This is a genomic window from Bacillus sp. M13(2017) (assembly GCF_002218325.1).
GTDB lineage: Bacteria > Bacillota > Bacilli > Bacillales > Bacillaceae_G > Bacillus_A > Bacillus_A thuringiensis_K.
On sequence record NZ_KZ268502.1, the window covers coordinates 318,285 to 338,954 of the forward strand.

The window sequence follows — 20,670 nt, forward strand, 5'->3', positions numbered from 1 at the left end:
ATTAGAAAAATCGTTGATATATTGTAAGTTATGATAGATATATTGAAAAAATCGTTGATATATTTGTAAAGGGGTGTTTGAGGTGATTGTGAAAGAAAGAAAAATACCGATTTATATAAGACAGTTAGAAGCGCTTCTTAGAAGGTTACCTGTACATCATCCGAAACGAAATATAATTGGAGAAAACTTGGCAAAACACATGGCGGGGTATAAAGGGGAGCAAGCGATTGATTATCCACTTAGTTTTATTTCTGAGAAAGAGTACAGTGTTTTACATGATGTTCGCTTATCTAATCATGATCAATACTTTCAAATTGATACTATTATCATTTCCACAAAGTTTCTTCTGTTTCTTGAGATAAAAAATATAGCAGGTACATTAATATTTGATACAAAGTTTAATCAACTTATCCGAATAACAGAAGGAAATTCAGAGGGATTTCCAGACCCTGTTTTACAAATAAAAAGGCAGGAAATACAACTTAAAAAATGGTTAAGCTTACATGGATTTTCTTCTAGTCTTCCAATCGAGTCCCTCGTTGTTATTAGCTCGCCTCGTACCATTATAAAATCTTCAGATGACAATCTTCTTCATACAATTATTCATAGTGCAAATCTACCTCATAAAATAAAGTGGTTTGAAAGTAAATATAAGAAAAAAGTTATAGATAATGTAGATAGGCTCATTCATCAAATAATAGCGGAGCATTCTCCACTTCAACAAAATATACTTGAGCAATATAAAATAGAAAAAGAGGAGTTGCTAAATGGAGTACAATGTGAGAAATGCTTAGTTATTCCAATGGTTAAAGTTAAGAAGGGTTGGCGTTGTACAAGTTGTAAAGATTTTTCAAAAGTGGCACATGAGGGTGCTATACGAGATTATGCATTGCTCATTAGTACGACATGTACGAACGGTAATTTGAAAGAGTTTCTCCATGTTTCGTCAGGTATGGTTGTAAACAGAATTCTCCACACACTAAATCTGGCCTATACTGGCAACAACAAAGGACGAATATATGATTTAACTTCTTTCCAATCGTAATTTTGCTATAATAAATAAGTACTTATACGAAGGGGAGTTTAAAGATAAAATGAAGTCGTTTAATATCGATCATGTTATAGCTAGTATTTTGCAATGGATATTAAATATAGCTTTAATTATATTATCCATTGTGTTATCGATTTTCTTAGTGAATGAGACAATCACGTTTGTGCAGTATATTTTTTCGTCAAAAGAGTATACGTCTTATAAATTGGTTGAAAGTATCATCGTCTATTTCTTATACTTCGAGTTCATTGCATTAATTATTAAGTATTTTAAATCGAATTATCATTTCCCGTTACGTTATTTTATTTATATCGGAATTACGGCTTTAATTCGGTTGATTATTGTGTCTCATGAGGAACCGATGGAGACGTTATTATACGCGGGAGCAATTCTTGTTTTAGTTATTGCTTTATACATATCGAATATGAGAGATTTGAGAAAAGAGTAGTAGTGCAGACGTAAGTTTGCACTACTTTTTTATGTGGAATTTTCCACCCTATGATTTTGGGGCTGTAATCAAATGAATAGTGTCAGGACATTCTAATTTATAAGTTACTTTGTTGTCTTCAATATCTTTCTTTATCTTTTGACATGTAGTATTCGAATATTGTATCTCTTGGTTTTCATTAAGTTTCTCATTTGTTTTTGTGTAGTCGACATCATAATAGACGGAGGTAGATTCCTTTTCTTTTTTTACAGTTAAATCAATAATAATAGGCTCGTTCTTGTTATTAAATTTAGTAATTCTAACTGAATCGTCTTTATTTGAATTATAGTTTTTTACGAAAGTATCTAATTTCTCTATGTTATAAACTTCATCGTTTTTCTCAATAATATCATCACGTTTTTTGGAAGCCTCAAAAGTATATGTCTCGTTTTTATCGTTTTTTTGCTCATTATTAGTACAACCAATAAGAGTAAATAAGGCTAATGAGATTACAGATAACGCATATTTTCTATATTGTATACTCATAGATTCAGCTCCTTTTCTTAATTTTTAACGATGATATATTTATAATTTTATTTTATCTTACTGAGCTTTTTGGAAAGCAAAAAGACTATTCTTTTTTCGTTAAGTTACTGTAAATACCTACATTCTTTATTAATTAGTTATAAATTTCGGCATAATATTTTTACATTAGTTTTTACATCTTGACCTTCAAGTTGCTTGAAAGTTTACAATGAAATTAGGGCGTTTGAAATCGAAAAAAATTGAGAAATTAAGTGAAGAGGTTTTTTTACTTGGAGGTTATAGGAATGAATCAGGAATTGAAGTTACGTCCATTAGAACGAGAAGATTTAAAGTTTGTACACGAACTGAATAATAATGCGCACATTATGTCGTATTGGTTTGAAGAGCCATATGAGGCATTTGTGGAGCTGCAAGACTTATACGATAAACATATACATGATCAAAGCGAACGCCGATTTATCGTTGAGAAAGACAATGAAATGGTTGGATTAGTTGAGTTAGTAGAAATTGATTATATTCATCGTAGAACAGAATTCCAAATTATTATTGATCCGAATTATCAAGGATATGGTTATGCAGTGGATGCGACGCGTTTAGCAATGGATTACGCTTTTTCTGTACTAAATATGCATAAGATATATTTAGTTGTGGATAAGGAAAATGAAAAGGCAGTACATGTTTATAAAAAAGTTGGGTTTATGGTAGAAGGTGAGCTTATCGATGAGTTTTTCGTTGATGGTAACTATCATAATGCGATAAGAATGTGTATGTTTCAGAAGCAATATTTTGAAAACGAGTAGTTGAAAGATTCAGAAGTAATGTTGACGCTTCGTAAAACCGTATGCTAAAATCCCTTTTAAGTATTAAGGAAGGTGCAGAATATGCTTTATATAAAATTTGTAAAACTCATTAGAAAACTTTGCTCCGCACAAATGTATACGGTGAAGCGTTGTACGGAGCTTAATCAAGGGGTTTAAATCCCCTATATTCATCGGCTGAATAACTTTTCGAAAAAAGTATAGTATATCTATGCTTATTTCGTTATGGTTTTTCAGCTGGTGTATAAAATAGATTAAGGGGCCATAGACAATGCTTTGTCTATGGCCCTTTGTGTATATTATTCCGATGAGTCTTTACTGTAAATTGGAGTAGTATAGGAAAAACCACGAAGCAGAGGGCTAGTGTCGAATGACGCTATCTCTCTGCTTTTTTTAATTTCAGGAAAAGAGGAATAAAAATGAGTTTACTTAAAGTTGAAAGTTTATCACATAGTTTTATAGATAAAGTATTATACGAAAATGCTTCTTTTGATTTGCATAAAGGGGAGCATATGGGAATTGTTGGACAGAATGGTGCAGGAAAAAGCACATTAATGAAAATATTAGTGGGGGAAATTATTCCTGATAAGGGAGACATAAAGTGGCAACCCAATATTCAAATTGGGCATCTTGATCAATACGCTGAAATTGATGAGGGTTATACCATTTCACAATATTTAAAGAGAGCCTTTTATGATTTGTATGAAATGGAAAAGAGAATGAACAAGTTATATGAAGAAAGTGCGATGACTGGAGATGAGAATCAACTACTAAAAGCAGCTGAAATGCAAGAGCAGCTGGAGGCTCGTGATTTTTATTCAGTAGACAGCGTAATAAATAAGGTGGCAGCTGGTCTAGGTATTGATGTGATTGGGATGGATCGTGTTATTGGTGAATTAAGCGGAGGTCAGCGTGCAAAGGTAATTTTAGCGAAGCTCTTATTAGAAGAGCCTAATATTTTATTACTAGATGAACCGACGAATTTTCTCGATAAGGAGCATGTGGAGTGGCTTGCTAATTATTTAATGAAGTTTGAAGGAGCGTTTATTGTCGTATCACATGATTTTGATTTTTTGGAAAAAGTAACTTCTTGCATATGTGATGTAGAGTTCGGAACGGTTAAGAAGTATTATGGCAAATACTTAGATTTTGTAAGACAAAAGGAGCATTTGCGAAAAGATTATATTCGCCAATATTATGCACAGCAAAAGAAAATTGAAAAAACGGAAGAGTATATTCGTAGAAATATTGCCGGGGTGAATTCAAAAATAGCGCAAGGTCGTCGAAAACAATTGCAGCGTATGGAAAGAATTGCGCCACCAAGTTTTACTCATAAACCGTCTATTCATTTTCAGGAACTTCCCATTTCAGTTCAGACAGTTTTTGAAGTAAATAACCTTGAAGTTGGTTATGACTTCGCTCTCTTACCAAAGTTGGATTTTTCAGTAATGGGTGGGCAAAAACTTGTTATTACAGGTTTCAATGGAGTAGGGAAATCTACTTTATTAAAAACAATCGTTGGAAATATTGCTAGTATTTCTGGAGAGTTTCACTTTTCAGAGCAAATAAAGATTGGATATTATGAGCAAGATTTAAATTGGAGCAATGATTCTTTAACTCCGCTTCAAATTATTTCAGAACAGTTTCCTAAACTGAATATGAAGGAAATACGCCATCATTTAGCTGCGTGTGGTGTGAAGGATACGCACGTTTCGCAAGAAATTCGTACGTTAAGTGGTGGTGAACAATCGAAGGTGAAACTGTGTGGATTATTACTATCACCTTGTAACTTCTTAATTTTAGATGAGCCGACAAATCATTTAGATGCAGAAGCGAAGGAAGCTTTACAAAAGGCGCTAATTAAGTTTAAGGGCAGCATTATACTCGTATCTCACGAAGCGAGTTTTTATCTTGATTGGGCAGATAGCATTTTTCATATAGAGACGGGATTAGTTAATGGGGTGTGAAACATATGAGTGAAAACAATTGGAAAACGAAAATTATATTATTTTTGACCGCTCAAACTATTTCGTTGTTCGGTTCCTCTCTCGTGCAATACGCGATTATATGGTATATCACCCTTACAACATCATCAGGAGTGATGTTGACTATTTCAACTGTTTGCGGTTTTCTACCACAAATTGCGATATCTTTGTTTGCAGGTGTTTGGATTGATCGTTATGACCGCAAAAAGATGATTATGTTATCGGACGGGATTATAGCGATTGCGACGTTAGTTTTAGCAATTTTATTTTTAACAGGATATAAAAGTATTTGGTTACTTTTTATTGTGTTACTCATTCGTTCAGCTGGAACAGGAGTACAAACGCCAGCTGTGAATGCATTAATTCCGCAAATCGTTCCGAAAGAGTATCTGATGAAAGTAAATGGAATAAATAGCAGTATTACATCTTTAATTATGTTTCTTTCTCCAGCAGCAAGTGCGGCGATTCTTTCTATTGCCAGCATTGAAACAACATTTTTTATTGATGTTATTACAGCTATGTTTGGAATTAGTATTATGTTTGTCATTCAGGTGAAAGGACATGTGAATGTAGAGAGTAAGCAAAAATCTAATCTACAAGGAATTAAAGAAGGGTTCTCTTATTTAAAAGAAAATGTATTTATTAAAAGGCTAATCGTTTTATTGATTATCGTCATGATTTTAATAAGTCCAGCTGCTTTTTTAACACCTTTAATGGTAACTCGTTCTTTCGGGGCTGAAATGTGGAGACTTACTGCTAGTGAGATGACCTTTAGTGCGGGTGCGGCAGCTGGTGGCATATTGATTGCGGCATGGGGTGGTTTTCGTAATCGTATGCATACAACAGCGCTAGCTTGTGCATTATATGGACTGCTTATGATTGGACTAGGGATCGCTCCGGTATTTATTATGTATTTAGTATTTAACTTTTTAATTGGTATAACAATGCCGTGCTTCAATACACCAGTTACTGTGTTATTGCAGGAGAAAGTAGAACCATCAATGCACGGACGGATGTTTAGCCTTGTACAAATTGCGAATTCATGTGCGCTTCCTTTAGGAATGATAATATTTGGTCCATTGTCGGATATGTTTAGTGTAGAGATTTTGTTAATTTATGCTGGGATATTTGTGCTATTTTGCGCAATGTATGTTGTATTAAGCAAGAGGTTTGAAGCGTAAAGATTTATTCCGTTATTTGCGAGTCGGGCTGCCCGTAAACGCCCAATTGGTGAGAGCTGATTAAAGTTTCACTTTATAATTTAGAAGGTTTGCAAAGTGATTTAAGATGCTTTGCAAACCTTTTTGTTATTAGTCTAATCAATAAGTATTTATTGTTAAACGATAAATACTTATTGACTGTTAATGCCATTTTAGATAATATGATGTTAACGATCCAAGGAGAATTACACGAGTAGAGGAGAATTTGAAATGAAAAATAAATACGTAGTAGCTATTTCTTTCATGATTTTAGCAATTATTTCTTTAACTATACATGCTTCAAACAGTAAAGTAGGAGCGGATGGATTCCTTGAAGAACCTTTCTTTTTCCTAGTACCGATAAGTTATGTATTGTTCCTTAGTGGTATTGGTGTATTATTATTTGGATTTATTACTTCAAAGCTGAAAAAGGGCAATAGATAGGGACAAAACACTCACTATGAAATAGAAACATACCATATGGAAGAAAAAGAATAAGTGAGATGAATCATGATGAACCATCATTTTTATAATGGAAGACAAGTAGGAGCAGCTATTACTTTGGCTGGGGCACAGGGAACTATTCATGCTGTGAATCAAGCTATTCAAATGCAACAACAAGCATATTTTGCACAAATGATGCAAAGTCAGTATATGTCGTATTCACAGCTTCCGATGCAAATTGTACATTACGATGTACATCCAGCTGGTTTATTTTCCATTCCATATGGCGGGACATACTTCTTATGAAAGAAAGCGACTGGTTAGAGTCGCTTTTTTTATGTTCCGCCTAGCTTTATTCCAAGGAATGCAAAGGCGATACCAATTATGTAAGTAGCGCTTAAGTATAAAAGGAATGTGCTAAAGTTTTTACGATTGAGGAGTTGAACAGATTCTAGTTTAAACGTCGAAAATGTTGTGAATGCCCCCATAAATCCAGTACCTAATAGTAGTTGCCAGCCTGTAGTGACCCCGTTTCCAATTATATATCCAAGTAAAAACGCCCCTGTTATGTTAATAAGGAATGTAGCAAGTGGGAATTGTGTTTTATTTCTTTTCTTAAACCAATTGCTAATTGCAAATCGTGTAATCGCACCGAAAAATCCTCCTGTTGCGACTAATAAAGCCTCTATCATGAGTAATCACCTTCCGTAAGAGATTTCTTAATTAAGAAATCTCCAAGTGTATAGCCAAGACTAGACATAATGAGGCCACCAAGTATGCTACATGATACATATAAGAAGGCTATACTCCACTCAGAATGATTGATCAATTGCACAGTTTCTACACTAAATGTTGAAAAAGTTGTAAAGGAACCGATGAATCCAGTCCCGATGCCTGTGATAATCTCTGAAGGTAAGATGTTTAGCCGAGCGATATAAGTAGTTAGCCACGCTAAGAAGAAGCAACCGGTTAAGTTAATGAGTAATGTTGCTAATGGAAATGAATGATGCCAAAATGTGGTGATATTAAGACCTAAATAATAACGAGAAAGAGCTCCTAATATACCGGCAATGCCGACGATAATATAAATCAATTTTCTCACCTCTTTAAATAGCTTGCTCAAAAAAATAGACTCCTACCAGTATATATACTGGTAGGAGTCATTAGCTAAGCAGCGTTTATGGCGAACTCCATCGCCTATGATTATTACATATAGTGTACTAAAAATACCGTTTAATTTCCAGTGAGGAGGTAGGTGTAACTTTTCTTTTTTTTGATGTCTGAAGGTTTTTTAAGTAATTAAAATGGGATTGATTACTTATCAACTAAATATAATGATATACAGTTTTAATTATGATAAAATGTTTCTTATGTGTGTCGTTTTGTTTTATTTGACTGAAAATAAAGAAAAATAAATTCGCGTGAAAAGGAGTCATTTATTTGAAGAAATTTTTAAAAATCGTATTTACATGTGTTTTAGTGGTAGCGGGCATTGTAGGGGGATTTCTAGCGTATATGACACTTACTAAAGAACAGCCTGTTGATGTTATAGCCTTGAAGGTGGAGAATAATAAGGAGCGCGTATTAGCGACTGGACATGAATTTAAAGTTACAACATTTAATATTGGATATGCTGGATTAGATAAGGATCAAGATTTCTTTATGGATGGCGGAAAGGGATCTGGTTCAAGTAGTAAAGAGCAAACGGAAACTAATTTAAAGAATATGCTTTCGTTTTTACAAAATGAGAATAGTGATTTTGCACTATTACAAGAAGTTGATATAAAGTCACTTCGTTCATTTGATGTAAATGGACATGAATTTTTGAAAAAAGGATTACCTGATTATGTTTCGTCATTTGGCAAGAACTACGATACGAAATGGGTTCCAGTGCCAATAACAAATCCAATGGGATATGCGGAGGCTGGATTAAGTACGTTTTCTAAATACACTGTTCAAGAAGCGAAGAGGTTTCAGCTTCCTGGAATGGAGCCTTGGCCAAAGCGTTTGTTTGATTTAGATCGAGCAATTGTGGAATATAAAATTCCTGTTAATAATGGGAAACATGTTAGACTCGTAAATTTACATTTGTCTGCTTATGATGAAGGCGGGAAAATTAGAAAACAGCAAGTAGAGTATTTAAAAGAATATATGAACAAACATTATGAAAAAGGTGATTACGTAATAATGGGTGGAGATTGGAATCAATTAGTTTCGAACGCTCAATTAAGTGATCCGAAGTTCGTGAAAGAGCGTCCTGAGTGGTTAGTAGAGTTACCGAAGGACTTTACGGACGGTGGCTTTAAGTGGGCTGTAGATCCGTCTGTTATGACTGTGAGAGATGATGTGAAGAAATATGTAGAAGGTGAAAATTTCGTTACTATTATTGATGGCTTTATCGTTTCACCGAATGTAGAGATTGTAAATGTACAAGGGAAAGATTTAAAGTTTGAAAATAGCGATCATAACCCAGTGAGTGCGGTATTTAAACTGAAGTAATTGATATGTATAAGTAGAAGGTGGGGCTTCATATGGAGTGGTTAAAGAGGACTTGTTTTTCTAACCTTGAGAAAGAATCACAGAAAAATCATTTATTACTGTTTATAACGATTTGTAGTTTCTTCCTTGGGATAATCGCAATTGGGTATTATGGATATATTTTTACAGAGAGAGCAATAGCGTTTTGGATTTGTGGTATTTCTGTCGTTGCATTTGGAACGATTTTTACTTTTATAAAAAGTATGGAATCAGTGTATAAATATATCATGACATTTATGTTGCTTACAATGTCTTACATTATGGTACAAGCTTTTAATGAAAGCCCGGCTGTATTTCAAATGGTCTATTTCACATTAGCTGTTTCACTTATTTACTTAAGTGAGCGCCTTATTTTAATTCTTGGCGGGGTAGCTGTTGTGATTACATTTATCCTTTGTAGCTATTGGCCGGAGCAATTCTTTGCTTATACAGCCTCGTCTGAAGCTGCTAATTTTGCAAGTTTGTTAGCGATTGTAACAATCGCTATGTGGGGCGTCACGAAAATCGGTTCTAATCTGCTCCTTCGTTTAAGTGATGAGAAGCAAGAAGTAATGAGAAAAGCACAAGAGCTAGAAGAGACGCAAAGGCTTATTGAAGAAACAGTTGTGAAACTAGATAGTAATTTCAATCATTTAAGACAAAATATGAACAAGTCGATGGAATCGATGAGTGAGATTAATTTTGCCTTTGAAGAGGTGGCAGTTGGTACGCAATCACAATCAGAGATGATGTATCGCTCGGTAGAAGTATTGAATGATATGGAGGGAAATATTGAACAAATCATCTCTCAAGTAAGAACTGCATCGGCTCGTGTGGATGAAAGTTTAGAAATTTCAAAGGGTAGTGTACATACTTTAAGAAATTTTGAAACTAACATGAGAAGTTTAAATGATGTTGTTTCACAGTCTGGAATTATATTTAGAGATTTAATGATGCAATTGAAACAAATTAATGAAATTGTAGATGTAATAACGAATATTTCAAGTCAGACGAGTTTGCTAGCTTTAAATGCAAATATTGAAGCTGCGAGGGCAGGCGAGCATGGAAAAGGTTTTGCTATTGTAGCGAGTGAAGTGTTAAAGCTTGCTGAAGAATCAAATCGTTCTGCGGGAAGAATTCAAGGGATTTTGAAGGAGTTTAGTAATCAAGCAAGTAAGGTAGAAGTGCAGGTAGAGAAGTCAGAAAGAGTACAAGAAGAATGTAACGAGATGTTAGCAAGTGTTTTAACAAATGTAACTGATTTAGGGAAGTTTATTGATGCAATTAATGAAGTAATGCGAGAGGTTGTTGTTCATCAAGAAAGTTTCCAAGTTAAAACGACGAATATCGTAAAGGATGTTACGCATGCTTCTAACGTAATTCAGCAAACTTCTACAGCTACAGAAGAAGTGCTAGCGAGTGTGGAAGAAGAAAAATATCGAAATGATACGTCAGTGAAGACGTTGCAAACTGTTAGCGAGCAAGTGAAGTTGTTAGAAGATATTTTAGAAAAGTAATATTACTTGGAAAGAGCACGAATGATGTGCTCTTTTTTCATTGAAACGAATACTTGATAGGAATTTAATTGCTTTTCTGCGCGTTTTCTGCCAAGCTTAAGGAGATAAAGTGAGACTAGTACATACTGATTATTAGCCCTCACCAATCAAGCTATCCGCAAATAGCGGAATAAAATACTTCAAAGAAAGAATTATATAGGTGACGCATATGATCGAAGTTAAGACTTCTGAACTTAGTGATGGAGAATTTAATAGAGGTGTATTTGCAACTCGTGATATTAAAAAGGGTGAGTTGATACACGCCGCACCAGTTATCTCTTATCCGAATGAACAGCATGAACATATTGAGAAGACGTTACTTGCTGACTACGCATTTGAGTATGGGATCAATCATACGGCAATCCTTTTAGGATATGGTATGTTATTTAATCATTCATATACACCGAATGCAACGTATGACATCGTTTTTGAGAATCATACATTTAACTTCTATGCTTATAAAGATATAAAAGCAGGAGAAGAAATTTTAATCAATTATAATGGTGAAGTTGATAACGATGAGCTGTTATGGTTTGATAAAGAAAAAGAAGAGAACGAAAAGTAATATAAAGAGTATAGAAAGAGCACATTCTGTCGGATGTGCTCTTTTTTCATTGATGTAAATAAAGTAAAAAGTACAAAAAAATACCACTTTATTTTTGTATGGTATAGTAAGATACTGAGGGATAGTGTTTTGAAAAAGTCACATATTTTACAAATTGTTGTCTTTCTGATGACATGTCAAGTTTAGTAGTCCATTTGGGTTGCTTTATTATGCAATATATATTTTAATATGAGTGGCACCTCTTATAAATTAAGAGGTTTATAGGTGTCTCGAATTGATTTTGGGTACACTGTATCCACCACTTTAGGTTCTTTCATGTACGTGGGGATATTATGGGCCCGTATAACGGGATAAAATGAATATAGAAATAGAGGAATCGTAAAATGAATATGCAAGAGGTTTATAAATATTTAAGTACGGTATTGCCTGAAGGACATGTTAAACAAGATGAAATGTTAAAGAATCATACGCATATTAAAGTTGGCGGAAAAGCAGATGTTTTTGTTGCGCCTACAAATTATGATGAAATTCAAGAAGTTATCAAATATGCGAACGAATATAATATTCCAGTTACGTTTTTAGGAAATGGATCGAATGTCATTATTAAAGATGGTGGAATTCGCGGGATTACAGTAAGTTTAATTCATATTACAGGTGTTACTGTAACAGGAACGACGATTGTAGCACAGTGTGGTGCAGCAATTATTGACGTATCACGTATTGCCCTAGACCATAATTTAACGGGTCTTGAGTTTGCTTGTGGCATTCCAGGTTCAGTTGGCGGAGCATTATATATGAATGCAGGTGCATACGGCGGTGAAATTTCGTTTGTATTAACAGAAGCTGTCGTAATGACAGGTGATGGAGAACTACGTACTTTGACGAAAGAAGCATTTGAATTTGGATATCGTAAGAGTGTATTTGCGAACAACCATTACATTATTCTTGAAGCGAGATTTGAACTTGAAGAAGGTGTACATGAAGAAATTAAAGCCAAAATGGATGATTTAACGTTTAAACGTGAGTCAAAACAGCCTCTAGAATATCCTTCATGTGGTAGCGTATTTAAGCGCCCACCAAATAACTTTGCTGGTAAGTTAATTCAAGATTCAGGACTACAAGGTAAGCGAATTGGTGGGGTAGAAGTTTCTTTAAAACACGCAGGGTTTATGGTGAATGTTGATAACGGAACAGCACAAGATTACATCGATTTAATTCACTTCGTACAAAAGACAGTTGAAGAGAAATTTGGCGTGAAGTTAGAGCGAGAAGTAAGGATTATTGGAGAAGATAAGGAATAAAGAAATACGTATGAAGATGTGAATTATTTTAAAATAATATTTGGGTATTGTTGACAATTTGTTTTCGATTCAATATAATGGCTAATAATTTAACAAATAACATACGTTGAAAGAGCCCAGTAGCAGTTTGTCACTGTTAACGAGAGAGCTAGGGGTTGCTGTAACCTAGCACAAACAAACTTGCGAATTACACTCTGGAGTATCTTAGGTAATGCTAAGCGGACTAGCAATCGATATTATTGCTAAGAGTGGTATGAGTAGCTATGCTATTTATGCAAACTGGGTGGTAACACGGTGAATAATCGTCCCTATGTCTATCGTAGACGTAGGGGCTTTTTTGTTTTTAAAAAATAAAGGGGATGACAAAAGATGAATATTATTGATGAATTAGAATGGCGCGGCGCCGTTAATCAGCAGACTGACGAAGAAGGTTTACGCAAGCTAGTAGAAGAGAAAAAGATTTCACTATACTGCGGAGTTGATCCGACTGGTGATAGTATGCATATAGGACATTTGATTCCGTTTATGATGATGAAGAGATTCCAATTAGCTGGCCATCATCCTGTTATTTTAATTGGCGGGGCAACAGGAACAATTGGTGATCCGAGTGGACGACAATCAGAGCGTCAGCTTCAAACGTTAGAAGTGGTTCAGCATAATGTAGATGCGTTAACAGCACAAATGAAAAAGCTATTTGATTTTGGCGGAAATAGCGAAGTGAAGATGGTAAATAACTATGATTGGACACATGAAATAAATATTATTGAGTTTTTACGTGATTACGGGAAAAACTTTAGCATCAATAGCATGTTAGCGAAGGATATTGTAGCAAGCCGCTTAGATACAGGTATTTCTTTCACGGAATTCACGTACCAAATTTTGCAAGCGATGGATTTCCATCATTTATACACGAAAGAGGATGTTCAACTTCAAATTGGTGGTAGTGACCAATGGGGAAATATTACGAGTGGTTTAGATTTAATTCGTAAGTTAGAAGGTCATGAGGCGAAAGTATTCGGATTAACGATTCCATTATTATTAAAATCGGATGGTACGAAGTTTGGTAAATCAGCAGGTGGTGCGGTTTGGCTTGATCCTGAAAAAACGACACCGTTTGAATTTTACCAGTTCTGGGTAAATACAGATGATCGTGATGTCGTTAAATACTTGAAATACTTTACGTTCTTAACGAAAGAGCGTATTGATGAATTAGCAGCGAGGGTAGAAGCGGAGCCTCATAAACGTGAAGCACAAAAAGTGTTAGCAGAAGAAATGACGAAATTCGTTCATGGAGAAGAGGCGTTCCTGCAAGCTGAAAAAATCACAGCAGCGTTATTTAGCGGAGATATTAAATCGTTAACAGCTGATGAAATTGAACAAGGCTTTAAAGAAATGCCAACATTTCAGTCTTCAAAAGAGACGAAAAACATCGTAGAGTGGCTAGTCGATTTAGGAATCGAACCATCTAGACGACAAGCACGCGAGGACATTAATAATGGTGCGATTTCTATGAATGGTGAGAAAGTAACAGATGTGGGTACGGATGTTACTGTAGAAAATTCGTTTGATGGAAGATTTATTATTATTCGTAAAGGGAAGAAGAACTACAGCCTTGTGAAGTTAGGATAATGAAGAGGGTGAAAAAATTATATCGGCGATTTTTTGAATATATCGACCGTAACTCGAAATATATCAGCGCAAATCCGAATATATCAGCGATTTTCCCGATATATCGATTTACCGACAAAAAGCGACAATAAGAGCTGTTCCGAACGGGACAGCTTTCATTGTTAAAAGTCAGTATATTTAGATAAATTTAAAGGGTATATAATTTTTTTGCCGAATAAATAAGTTAGAGAAAATTACGGATAAAAATAGCCCGAACCATGCAGGGCATGATTCGGGCTTATATTCAGATTAGTAAGCTAAGCTGAATAGACCTTTAATGTGTGATAAGTAACGAACGTTACTTGCTTCTTTCATTAATGATGCTGGTAAGCCTTTAAGTGGAGTATTGCTTGCTCCAATTGTAGCAACAGCATCTTTACGTCCTAGACTAGCAAGTGTTCCAGAGTTTACAGGTGCGAACTCTTCGAATGCTTTGCCTTCTAGTGCTGCGTATAAGTTGTATCCAATTAACTCACCCATTTGCCAAGCGATTTGTGCAGTTGGTGGGTATGGACGTCCGTCTGGAGCGAAGACAACAGCGCTGTCTCCAGCAACGAATACATCTTTGTGAGAAGTAGATTGTAGGTATGCATCGACTGTTGCACGTCCACGGTTAACTTCAAGACCTGATTCACCGATTAATGGGTTACCTTGTACGCCGCCTGTCCAAACGAATGTGTTAGCAACAAGTTTTTGACCGTCTTTTAAGTCGATTTCGTTGCCAGCAACGTTTGTTACAGGAAGACCAGTTAAGAATGTAACGCCGCGTGCTTCTAGGCTAGTAGTTGCACGTTCGATTAAGTGGTCTGGTAATACTGGAAGGATTTTTGGACCTGCTTCAACAAGAAGAAGTTTAACTTCTTTTGGATTTACGCCGTGGCTTTTTGCAAGTTTAGGCATAATGTCAGCAAGCTCACCAACTAGCTCAACGCCAGTTAATCCGCCACCACCGATTACGATTGTAGCGTCAGCTTCGTTTTTCGTTTTCGCGTATTCACGAATACGGTCTTCAACGTGTTTGTAGATTTTGTTTGCATCAGCAGCAGATTTTAATACCATGCTGTTTTCTTCTAGTCCTGGAATACCGAAGTAAGCAGTTTTACTTCCTAAAGCAACTACAAGTGCATCGTAAGATAAAGTAGTGCCGCCAGCTAGTTTGATTTCTTTGCTATCAACTGAGAATGACTCAACTGTTGCGATTTTAAGATCGATATCTTTACCTTTGAAAAGCTTTGTAAGTGGCATTGCAACTGCTTGCTCAGACACGTTACCAGCTGCAAGGCGGTGTAGTTCAGTGATGATTTGGTGTGTTGGGTATTGGTTAATCACTGTAACTTGTGCTTCTGATTTGCTGTAATATTTACGTACGTTTAAAGCGGCAAGAAGACCGCCATAACCAGCGCCTAAGATGACAATTTGTTTTGACATAGTATGATATCCCCCGTCTTTACTAATTGTTGTTATAAGTTAAATTATTTATTGTTACGTTCTGCACTAATTTGAAGATATGCGTTCACAAAGCGGAACATTTTTTGTGCTTGTGGATCTTTTAGTAATTTTAAAAGACCGAATAGGCCGATAACTTCGTTGCTTTCTTCAGCACGATCTTTCGCTTCGATTGCAGTTGCAGCCATGCTTTTCACTGTATCTTTTACAGGTTCTACAAGCTCTGTAATTGCACCAACAGTGTCGCTTTTTAATACTTCATCAGTAGCAACAGTTTGAGCGAAGTCATAAGATTTAGTTAAAATGTTAACAAGCTCAGTTAATTTTGGAAGCTGTTCTACTAGTGTTGTTAATGATTCTTGTACCTCAGGTTTTAACAACTGATCAAGTACATCAAGTTGTCCTTGGCTAGCAGAAATTTGTACAGTTTCTTGTTCTGGCTTTGTTTGAGTCATAGTTTCTGGCATCTCCAATTCTCCTTTACGATAGCAATACTCTTATTTTTTATAAGTAAGATAGTAAACGTTTACGAAACTTTATACAAAGTTTCACAAAACACAATAAAATGCCTTTAAATTTACGACAGCAAGTAAGCTGCAAACATAAATCTAAAACCATAACGTCTTACTTATCATTTATGAACTGTCCGATACATGGCTTGTCCGCATAATGGAAAAGCTCCGCTACCGGAAAGTGTATATAATATATATCCTATATTATATACTATATACACCTATGTTAACATAAAAATGATTCCTAATTATTTGATATTGAGTGTATAACGTAGTGCTGACAAGGTATGAAAGCGTATAAAATATTTTGTTCCAGTTAGAAATGTATATACATATAAAGAAAAAAAGGGAAAAATGAACAAATTCATGTTCGTTTTTTCCTTTTTCCTATTATTCACCTTCTACAATTAGCATCGATGTGTTACCGCTTTTTTCAAGATGGCATTCGCCCCAAGTACAAAGAGAATCAAGAATGGATTCTAAAGACCAACCGTATTCTGTAAGTGAATATTCTACTTTTGGTGGTACTTGATTGTATACCTTTCTTTGAATGACCCCATCGTCTTCTAATTCACGTAATTGCTGAGTTAACATTTTTTGTGTAATCCCAGGCATTAAACGTTTTAGTTCACTCGTTCTTTTTGTGCCTTTCGTTAGATGACAAAGGATAACAACCTTCCATTTTCCACCGATAACCTCTAAAGTCGCTTCAACGGGAATATTATATTTTTTCATATAAAAATCTCCTTTGATGAATGTAGATTTAAGTTCTCCAACAAAAGAAGCTAAATAATTAAATGTTACTAAAAAGTGCCTATAGCACTTTAAAGTACGTACTTTTTATCATGTTGAATATGTTCCATAATAGCATACGTAAGAGGGAAATGAGTAGTACGGTACTAAAAAGTGCCTATGTTACTTTTAGGTACCTATCGTACTTTTAAGTGCGTTCTTCAAAAAAAGAGTAAAGCCATTCATAATAGCGTATATCAACAGTAAAGTTATTTTTGTAGAAGATAAAAAGGCCTTTTTATCATACTATTATGATTGGATTTCTCGCATTAAGGAGGAGTTCAATTGAATTCATATACAGTATCTTCTTCGGCAGTACAGACGAATCGGAGAAGTATGTTTGCTTTATTAGCACTAGCAATTAGTGCGTTTGGAATTGGTACAACTGAATTTATTAGTGTCGGCTTATTACCATCTATCTCAGAGGATTTACATGTTTCTGTTACAACAGCGGGGTTAACTGTTTCTTTATATGCATTAGGAGTAGCGTTTGGTGCTCCAGTATTAACGTCATTAACAGCTAGTATGTCGCGAAAGACGTTATTAATGTGGATTATGATTATTTTCATTATTGGTAATGGCATTGCGGCAGTAGCAACAAGTTTTACTGTGTTACTTATTGCGAGGGTTGTATCTGCATTTGCACATGGTGTTTTTATGTCAATTGGATCTACAATTGCGGCTGCTCTTGTACCTGAGAATAAACGTGCAAGTGCCATTGCGATTATGTTTACTGGATTAACAGTTGCGACTATTACAGGTGTGCCAATTGGAACGTTTATCGGTCAACAATTTGGCTGGAGGGCCTCGTTTATTGTTATTGTGGCCATTGGAATCGTTGCTTTAATCGCCAATAGTATGCTAATTCCTTCTAATTTAAAAAAAGGTACGTCCGTATCATTTCGCGATCAATTTAAGCTGATTACGAATGGAAGACTGTTACTTGTATTTATTATTACTGCATTAGGATATGGGGGAACGTTCGTAACATTTACGTATTTATCTCCGTTATTACAAGAAGTAACAGGATTTAAAGCAAGTACCGTTACAATTATTTTGTTAGTGTATGGAATTGCAATTGCGATTGGGAATATGGTCGGTGGAAAATTATCAAATCATAATCCGATTCGAGCGTTATTTTACATGTTCTTTATTCAAGCGATTGTATTATTTGTTTTAACATTTACAGCACCATTTAAAGTTGCTGGATTCATTACAATTATTTTTATGGGACTATTTGCGTTTATGAATGTCCCAGGGCTACAAGTGTATGTCGTTATCTTGGCTGAGAGGTTTGTACCTAGCGCTGTTGATGTAGCATCGGCGATTAACATCGCAGCATTTAACGCAGGAATTGCTCTTGGTGCTTACTTGGGCGGTATTGTAACGAACTCGTTAGGATTAATTCATACGGCTTGGGTAGGCGGAATTATGGTAGTAGGTGCTGTGATTTTAACAGCGTGGAGCATGACATTAGAAAAAAGAGATCAAGTAAAATAAAAGGAGAGAAAATAAAATGAAAAACTTACAAAGTAAAACAGTATTAAATAATGGTGTAGAAATGCCTTGGTTCGGTTTAGGTGTATTTAAAGTAGAAGAAGGACCAGAACTTGTAGAAGCTGTAAAATCAGCGATTAAAGCAGGATACCGTAGCATCGATACAGCTGCAATTTACGGAAATGAAAAAGCTGTAGGTGAAGGAATCCGTGCAGGTATTGAAGCGACTGGTATTTCAAGAGAAGAATTATTTATCACTTCAAAAGTATGGAACGCAGATCAAGGATACGAAGAAACAATTGCTGCATACGAAGAGAGCTTAAAGAAATTAGAACTAGAGTATTTAGACCTATATCTTGTTCACTGGCCTGTAGAAGGAAAATATAAAGATACGTGGAGAGCGCTAGAAACACTTTATAAAGAAAATCTCGTACGTGCAATTGGCGTAAGTAACTTCCAAATTCACCACTTACAAGATGTAATGAAAGATGCAGAAATTAAGCCAATGATTAACCAAGTAGAATACCACCCTCGTTTAACACAAAAAGAATTACAAGCTTTCTGTAAAGAACAAGGTATTCAAATGGAAGCATGGTCACCACTTATGCAAGGTCAATTATTAGATAACGAAACATTACAAGAGATTGCTGAGAAATATGGCAAAACAACAGCGCAAGTTATTTTACGTTGGGATCTTCAAAATGGAGTGATTACAATTCCAAAATCAACGAAAGAACACCGCATTATTGCAAATGCTGATGTATTTAACTTTGAATTAACGAAAGAAGATATGGAAAAAATCGATGCGTTAAATCAAAATCACCGCGTTGGTCCAGATCCTGATAACTTCGATTTCTAAGATTAAGGTAAGAAAAAAGAGTGCGTAAAAGCACTCTTTTTTTTGTATAAAAATATTTTCTAATTAAATACTACTTAGTATTAAGTTTGTTATTAAGGGGCTGTGAACATGAATATAAAGCAATCGTTCAAACTTTTAGCTATGTTTTTAAGTGTTTTATTTGTGTTATTCCCACTTCAAAAAGCATTCGCAGAAGTGATGGACCATACAAAGTATCAAATGGATTGGAGTTATAGTAAGTCCAAGAAGAAACCAATTCGAACAGAGCTTATTAAAACGGCAGATGGCAAAATTGCTTTTTGCTTAAATGTAGATTTAAAATCTCCAAGCGGTCAAGATTTACCGGAAATGGGGAAAGTGGATATTAACGTATATCGCGTATTATTGAATGGATATCCACAAAAGAGCCCGCAAGAATTAGGTGTTTCTGATTGGAGAGAAGCTCATTATGCAACGCAGCTTGCAGTATGGAATGCGTTAAAACAAATCGATATTAATGATTTAGATTTCCGTAATAAAAATGTAGAAAAGGTGACGAAAGATATCGTTGCAAAAGCTAGCGCTAGTGAAGAGTTACAAGAAATTACGATGAGTGTCGTACCAACAGAAGAACAAGAAGCGGTATTGAAAAATGATTTCTTTGAAACAGGCTTATATACAGTAGAAACAAATGCAAAAAGCGGAACGTATAAAGTGCAACCAACAGGTGCACCAGCGGGCGTGAAATTTGCAAATGAAAAGGGCGAAACAAAAACAGAATTTAATGTAGGAGAGAAGTTCCGCATTTTAATTCCGAAACAAACACCAGCTGGTGGATTTAGCTTTAAAGTAATCGGGAAATTAACGAAGCTACAAGGGATTGCACATAAAGGTACACCCACAATTCAAAATGCAGTTGTATTACTTGAGCGTAGTGAAGAAGAAACAAGTCCGGAGTTATCAGTGAGTTGGAAAAAAGGAAATGGTCATGATAATAATAAACCACATACTCCAAATGAACCGCATAAACCGAATCAATATAAAAGGTAAGGATGAAAGCATTGGTGTTAACCAATGCTTTTTATATATGAAATTTAAAATTATATCAAGATAATTATTAATTAGATAAAACACTGTTTTTATGTTGAGAAAATTATTTGGAAATAACAAAATATAATAAAATCCAAACGTTACAATAAATAGATTAAATTCACAAAATTGTAACATTATTCTAATTGAAAAGTCTATCAAACAAAGTGTAAAGCGTGTACAATTCAGTTGGAAAAACTACCTATAGGTGGTCATATATGAAGAAAATGTAAGGTTTTATTTTTAGATGTATAGATGACGAGACTAAAATATATCTTTTACTATGTTTCTTTTATGTAAGAAGAGAACTCATCACAAGTAGAGTGAAGTGAGGAGGGCATAATACATGAAAAATTTTACAATGTAAGAAAGCGAATACATTTAGAGAAATGCGGAAGTAATTGATATAGGTGCGAGAG

The 20,670-nt window shown here is 35.1% G+C and carries 21 protein-coding genes, 1 riboswitch and 1 other annotated feature; of the genes, 15 read left to right on the forward strand and 6 right to left on the reverse strand.

Translation table 11 applies throughout. The features are described from left to right. Positions 1–88 precede the first annotated feature (88 nt). Both CGQ22_RS10765 and psiE read left to right on the forward strand, forming a co-directional pair. Positions 89–1,045 carry a nuclease-related domain-containing protein gene (locus CGQ22_RS10765; RefSeq protein WP_002181000.1) on the forward strand — a complete coding sequence of 319 codons (957 nt, stop codon included), beginning with the start codon at positions 89–91 and terminating at the stop codon, positions 1,043–1,045. Positions 1,046–1,094: 49 nt separating this feature from the next. After that, complete coding sequence (gene psiE, locus CGQ22_RS10770) at positions 1,095–1,499, forward strand: phosphate-starvation-inducible protein PsiE (RefSeq protein ID WP_000834707.1); 405 nt, start codon at positions 1,095–1,097, stop codon at positions 1,497–1,499. 48 nt (positions 1,500–1,547) lie between these two features. On the opposite strand, the gene CGQ22_RS10775 is transcribed toward psiE, so the two are convergent. After that, positions 1,548–2,024: a DUF4362 domain-containing protein gene (locus CGQ22_RS10775; protein ID WP_074593762.1), complete on the reverse strand. Its 477-nt coding sequence runs from the start codon at positions 2,022–2,024 to the stop codon at positions 1,548–1,550. Positions 2,025–2,308: 284 nt separating this feature from the next. Between CGQ22_RS10775 and speG the strand changes: the two genes are divergently transcribed. The 5 genes from speG to CGQ22_RS10800 all read left to right on the forward strand — a co-directional run bounded on the left by speG (position 2,309) and on the right by CGQ22_RS10800 (position 6,776). Continuing rightward, a complete protein-coding gene (gene speG, locus CGQ22_RS10780) occupies positions 2,309–2,824 on the forward strand; it encodes a spermidine N1-acetyltransferase (protein ID WP_089148692.1) in 516 nt (171 codons plus the stop codon). Positions 2,825–3,261: 437 nt separating this feature from the next. Then, positions 3,262–4,809, forward strand: coding sequence for an ABC-F family ATP-binding cassette domain-containing protein (locus CGQ22_RS10785; RefSeq protein WP_089148693.1), 1,548 nt, complete (start codon positions 3,262–3,264; stop codon positions 4,807–4,809). Positions 4,810–4,814: 5 nt separating this feature from the next. After that, complete coding sequence (locus CGQ22_RS10790) at positions 4,815–6,008, forward strand: MFS transporter (protein ID WP_001293749.1); 1,194 nt, start codon at positions 4,815–4,817, stop codon at positions 6,006–6,008. A 249-nt stretch (positions 6,009–6,257) separates the two neighbouring features. Beyond that, entirely contained in the window at positions 6,258–6,470 is a 213-nt protein-coding gene (locus CGQ22_RS10795; protein ID WP_000792612.1) for a DUF3955 domain-containing protein, read from the forward strand. A gap of 66 nt (positions 6,471–6,536) precedes the next feature. Further along, complete coding sequence (locus tag CGQ22_RS10800) at positions 6,537–6,776, forward strand: DUF3947 family protein (protein ID WP_089148694.1); 240 nt, start codon at positions 6,537–6,539, stop codon at positions 6,774–6,776. A 29-nt stretch (positions 6,777–6,805) separates the two neighbouring features. Here CGQ22_RS10800 and crcB (CGQ22_RS10805) read toward each other — a convergent pair whose 3' ends face one another. After that, positions 6,806–7,162 (reverse strand): fluoride efflux transporter CrcB, encoded by a 357-nt coding sequence (gene crcB, locus CGQ22_RS10805; protein ID WP_000568589.1) that lies wholly within the window; start codon positions 7,160–7,162, stop codon positions 6,806–6,808. Further along, entirely contained in the window at positions 7,159–7,563 is a 405-nt protein-coding gene (crcB, locus tag CGQ22_RS10810) for a fluoride efflux transporter CrcB (RefSeq protein WP_000639317.1), read from the reverse strand. Before crcB (CGQ22_RS10810) ends, crcB (CGQ22_RS10805) begins: the two co-directional genes overlap by 4 nt. A 54-nt stretch (positions 7,564–7,617) precedes the next feature. Further along, a riboswitch (Fluoride riboswitch) is annotated at positions 7,618–7,677 on the reverse strand. A 233-nt stretch (positions 7,678–7,910) separates the two neighbouring features. Here crcB (CGQ22_RS10810) and CGQ22_RS10815 point away from each other — a divergent pair. The 5 genes from CGQ22_RS10815 (at position 7,911) to tyrS (ending at position 14,038) form a co-directional block, all read left to right on the forward strand. Next, the gene (locus tag CGQ22_RS10815) at positions 7,911–8,969 is read left to right on the forward strand and encodes an endonuclease/exonuclease/phosphatase family protein (protein WP_000714053.1); all 1,059 of its coding nucleotides are present in this window, start codon (positions 7,911–7,913) and stop codon (positions 8,967–8,969) included. Between the two features lie 32 nt (positions 8,970–9,001). Next, a complete protein-coding gene (locus CGQ22_RS10820) occupies positions 9,002–10,504 on the forward strand; it encodes a DUF4077 domain-containing protein (protein ID WP_046946662.1) in 1,503 nt (500 codons plus the stop codon). Positions 10,505–10,712: 208 nt separating this feature from the next. Then, a complete protein-coding gene (locus tag CGQ22_RS10825; protein ID WP_000573649.1) occupies positions 10,713–11,108 on the forward strand; it encodes an SET domain-containing protein in 396 nt (131 codons plus the stop codon). 383 nt (positions 11,109–11,491) lie between these two features. Further along, positions 11,492–12,409, forward strand: coding sequence for a UDP-N-acetylmuramate dehydrogenase (gene murB / locus CGQ22_RS10830; RefSeq protein ID WP_001057102.1), 918 nt, complete (start codon positions 11,492–11,494; stop codon positions 12,407–12,409). 97 nt (positions 12,410–12,506) lie between these two features. Further along, positions 12,507–12,722, forward strand: a binding site (T-box leader). Positions 12,723–12,778: 56 nt separating this feature from the next. Then, the gene (tyrS, locus tag CGQ22_RS10835) at positions 12,779–14,038 is read left to right on the forward strand and encodes a tyrosine--tRNA ligase (protein ID WP_046946664.1); all 1,260 of its coding nucleotides are present in this window, start codon (positions 12,779–12,781) and stop codon (positions 14,036–14,038) included. Positions 14,039–14,326: 288 nt separating this feature from the next. Here tyrS and CGQ22_RS10840 read toward each other — a convergent pair whose 3' ends face one another. The 3 genes from CGQ22_RS10840 to CGQ22_RS10850 all read right to left on the reverse strand — a co-directional run bounded on the left by CGQ22_RS10840 (position 14,327) and on the right by CGQ22_RS10850 (position 16,770). Continuing rightward, the gene (locus CGQ22_RS10840) at positions 14,327–15,505 is read right to left on the reverse strand and encodes an NAD(P)/FAD-dependent oxidoreductase (RefSeq protein ID WP_000043202.1); all 1,179 of its coding nucleotides are present in this window, start codon (positions 15,503–15,505) and stop codon (positions 14,327–14,329) included. Positions 15,506–15,549: 44 nt separating this feature from the next. Then, positions 15,550–15,990 carry a DUF1641 domain-containing protein gene (locus CGQ22_RS10845; protein WP_001115311.1) on the reverse strand — a complete coding sequence of 147 codons (441 nt, stop codon included), beginning with the start codon at positions 15,988–15,990 and terminating at the stop codon, positions 15,550–15,552. A 435-nt stretch (positions 15,991–16,425) separates the two neighbouring features. Continuing rightward, positions 16,426–16,770, reverse strand: coding sequence for a winged helix-turn-helix transcriptional regulator (locus CGQ22_RS10850; RefSeq protein ID WP_000760475.1), 345 nt, complete (start codon positions 16,768–16,770; stop codon positions 16,426–16,428). Between the two features lie 393 nt (positions 16,771–17,163). Here CGQ22_RS10850 and CGQ22_RS10855 point away from each other — a divergent pair, with 393 nt between their 5' ends. From CGQ22_RS10855 to CGQ22_RS10865, 3 genes are all read left to right on the forward strand, one after another. Beyond that, positions 17,164–18,327 carry an MFS transporter gene (locus CGQ22_RS10855; RefSeq protein WP_003303256.1) on the forward strand — a complete coding sequence of 388 codons (1,164 nt, stop codon included), beginning with the start codon at positions 17,164–17,166 and terminating at the stop codon, positions 18,325–18,327. Positions 18,328–18,343: 16 nt separating this feature from the next. After that, on the forward strand, positions 18,344–19,183 hold the full coding sequence (locus CGQ22_RS10860) for an aldo/keto reductase (protein WP_000793560.1): 840 nt from the start codon (positions 18,344–18,346) through the stop codon (positions 19,181–19,183). A 108-nt stretch (positions 19,184–19,291) separates the two neighbouring features. Then, positions 19,292–20,212: a thioester domain-containing protein gene (locus tag CGQ22_RS10865; protein WP_001022543.1), complete on the forward strand. Its 921-nt coding sequence runs from the start codon at positions 19,292–19,294 to the stop codon at positions 20,210–20,212. Positions 20,213–20,670: the final 458 nt, after the last annotated feature.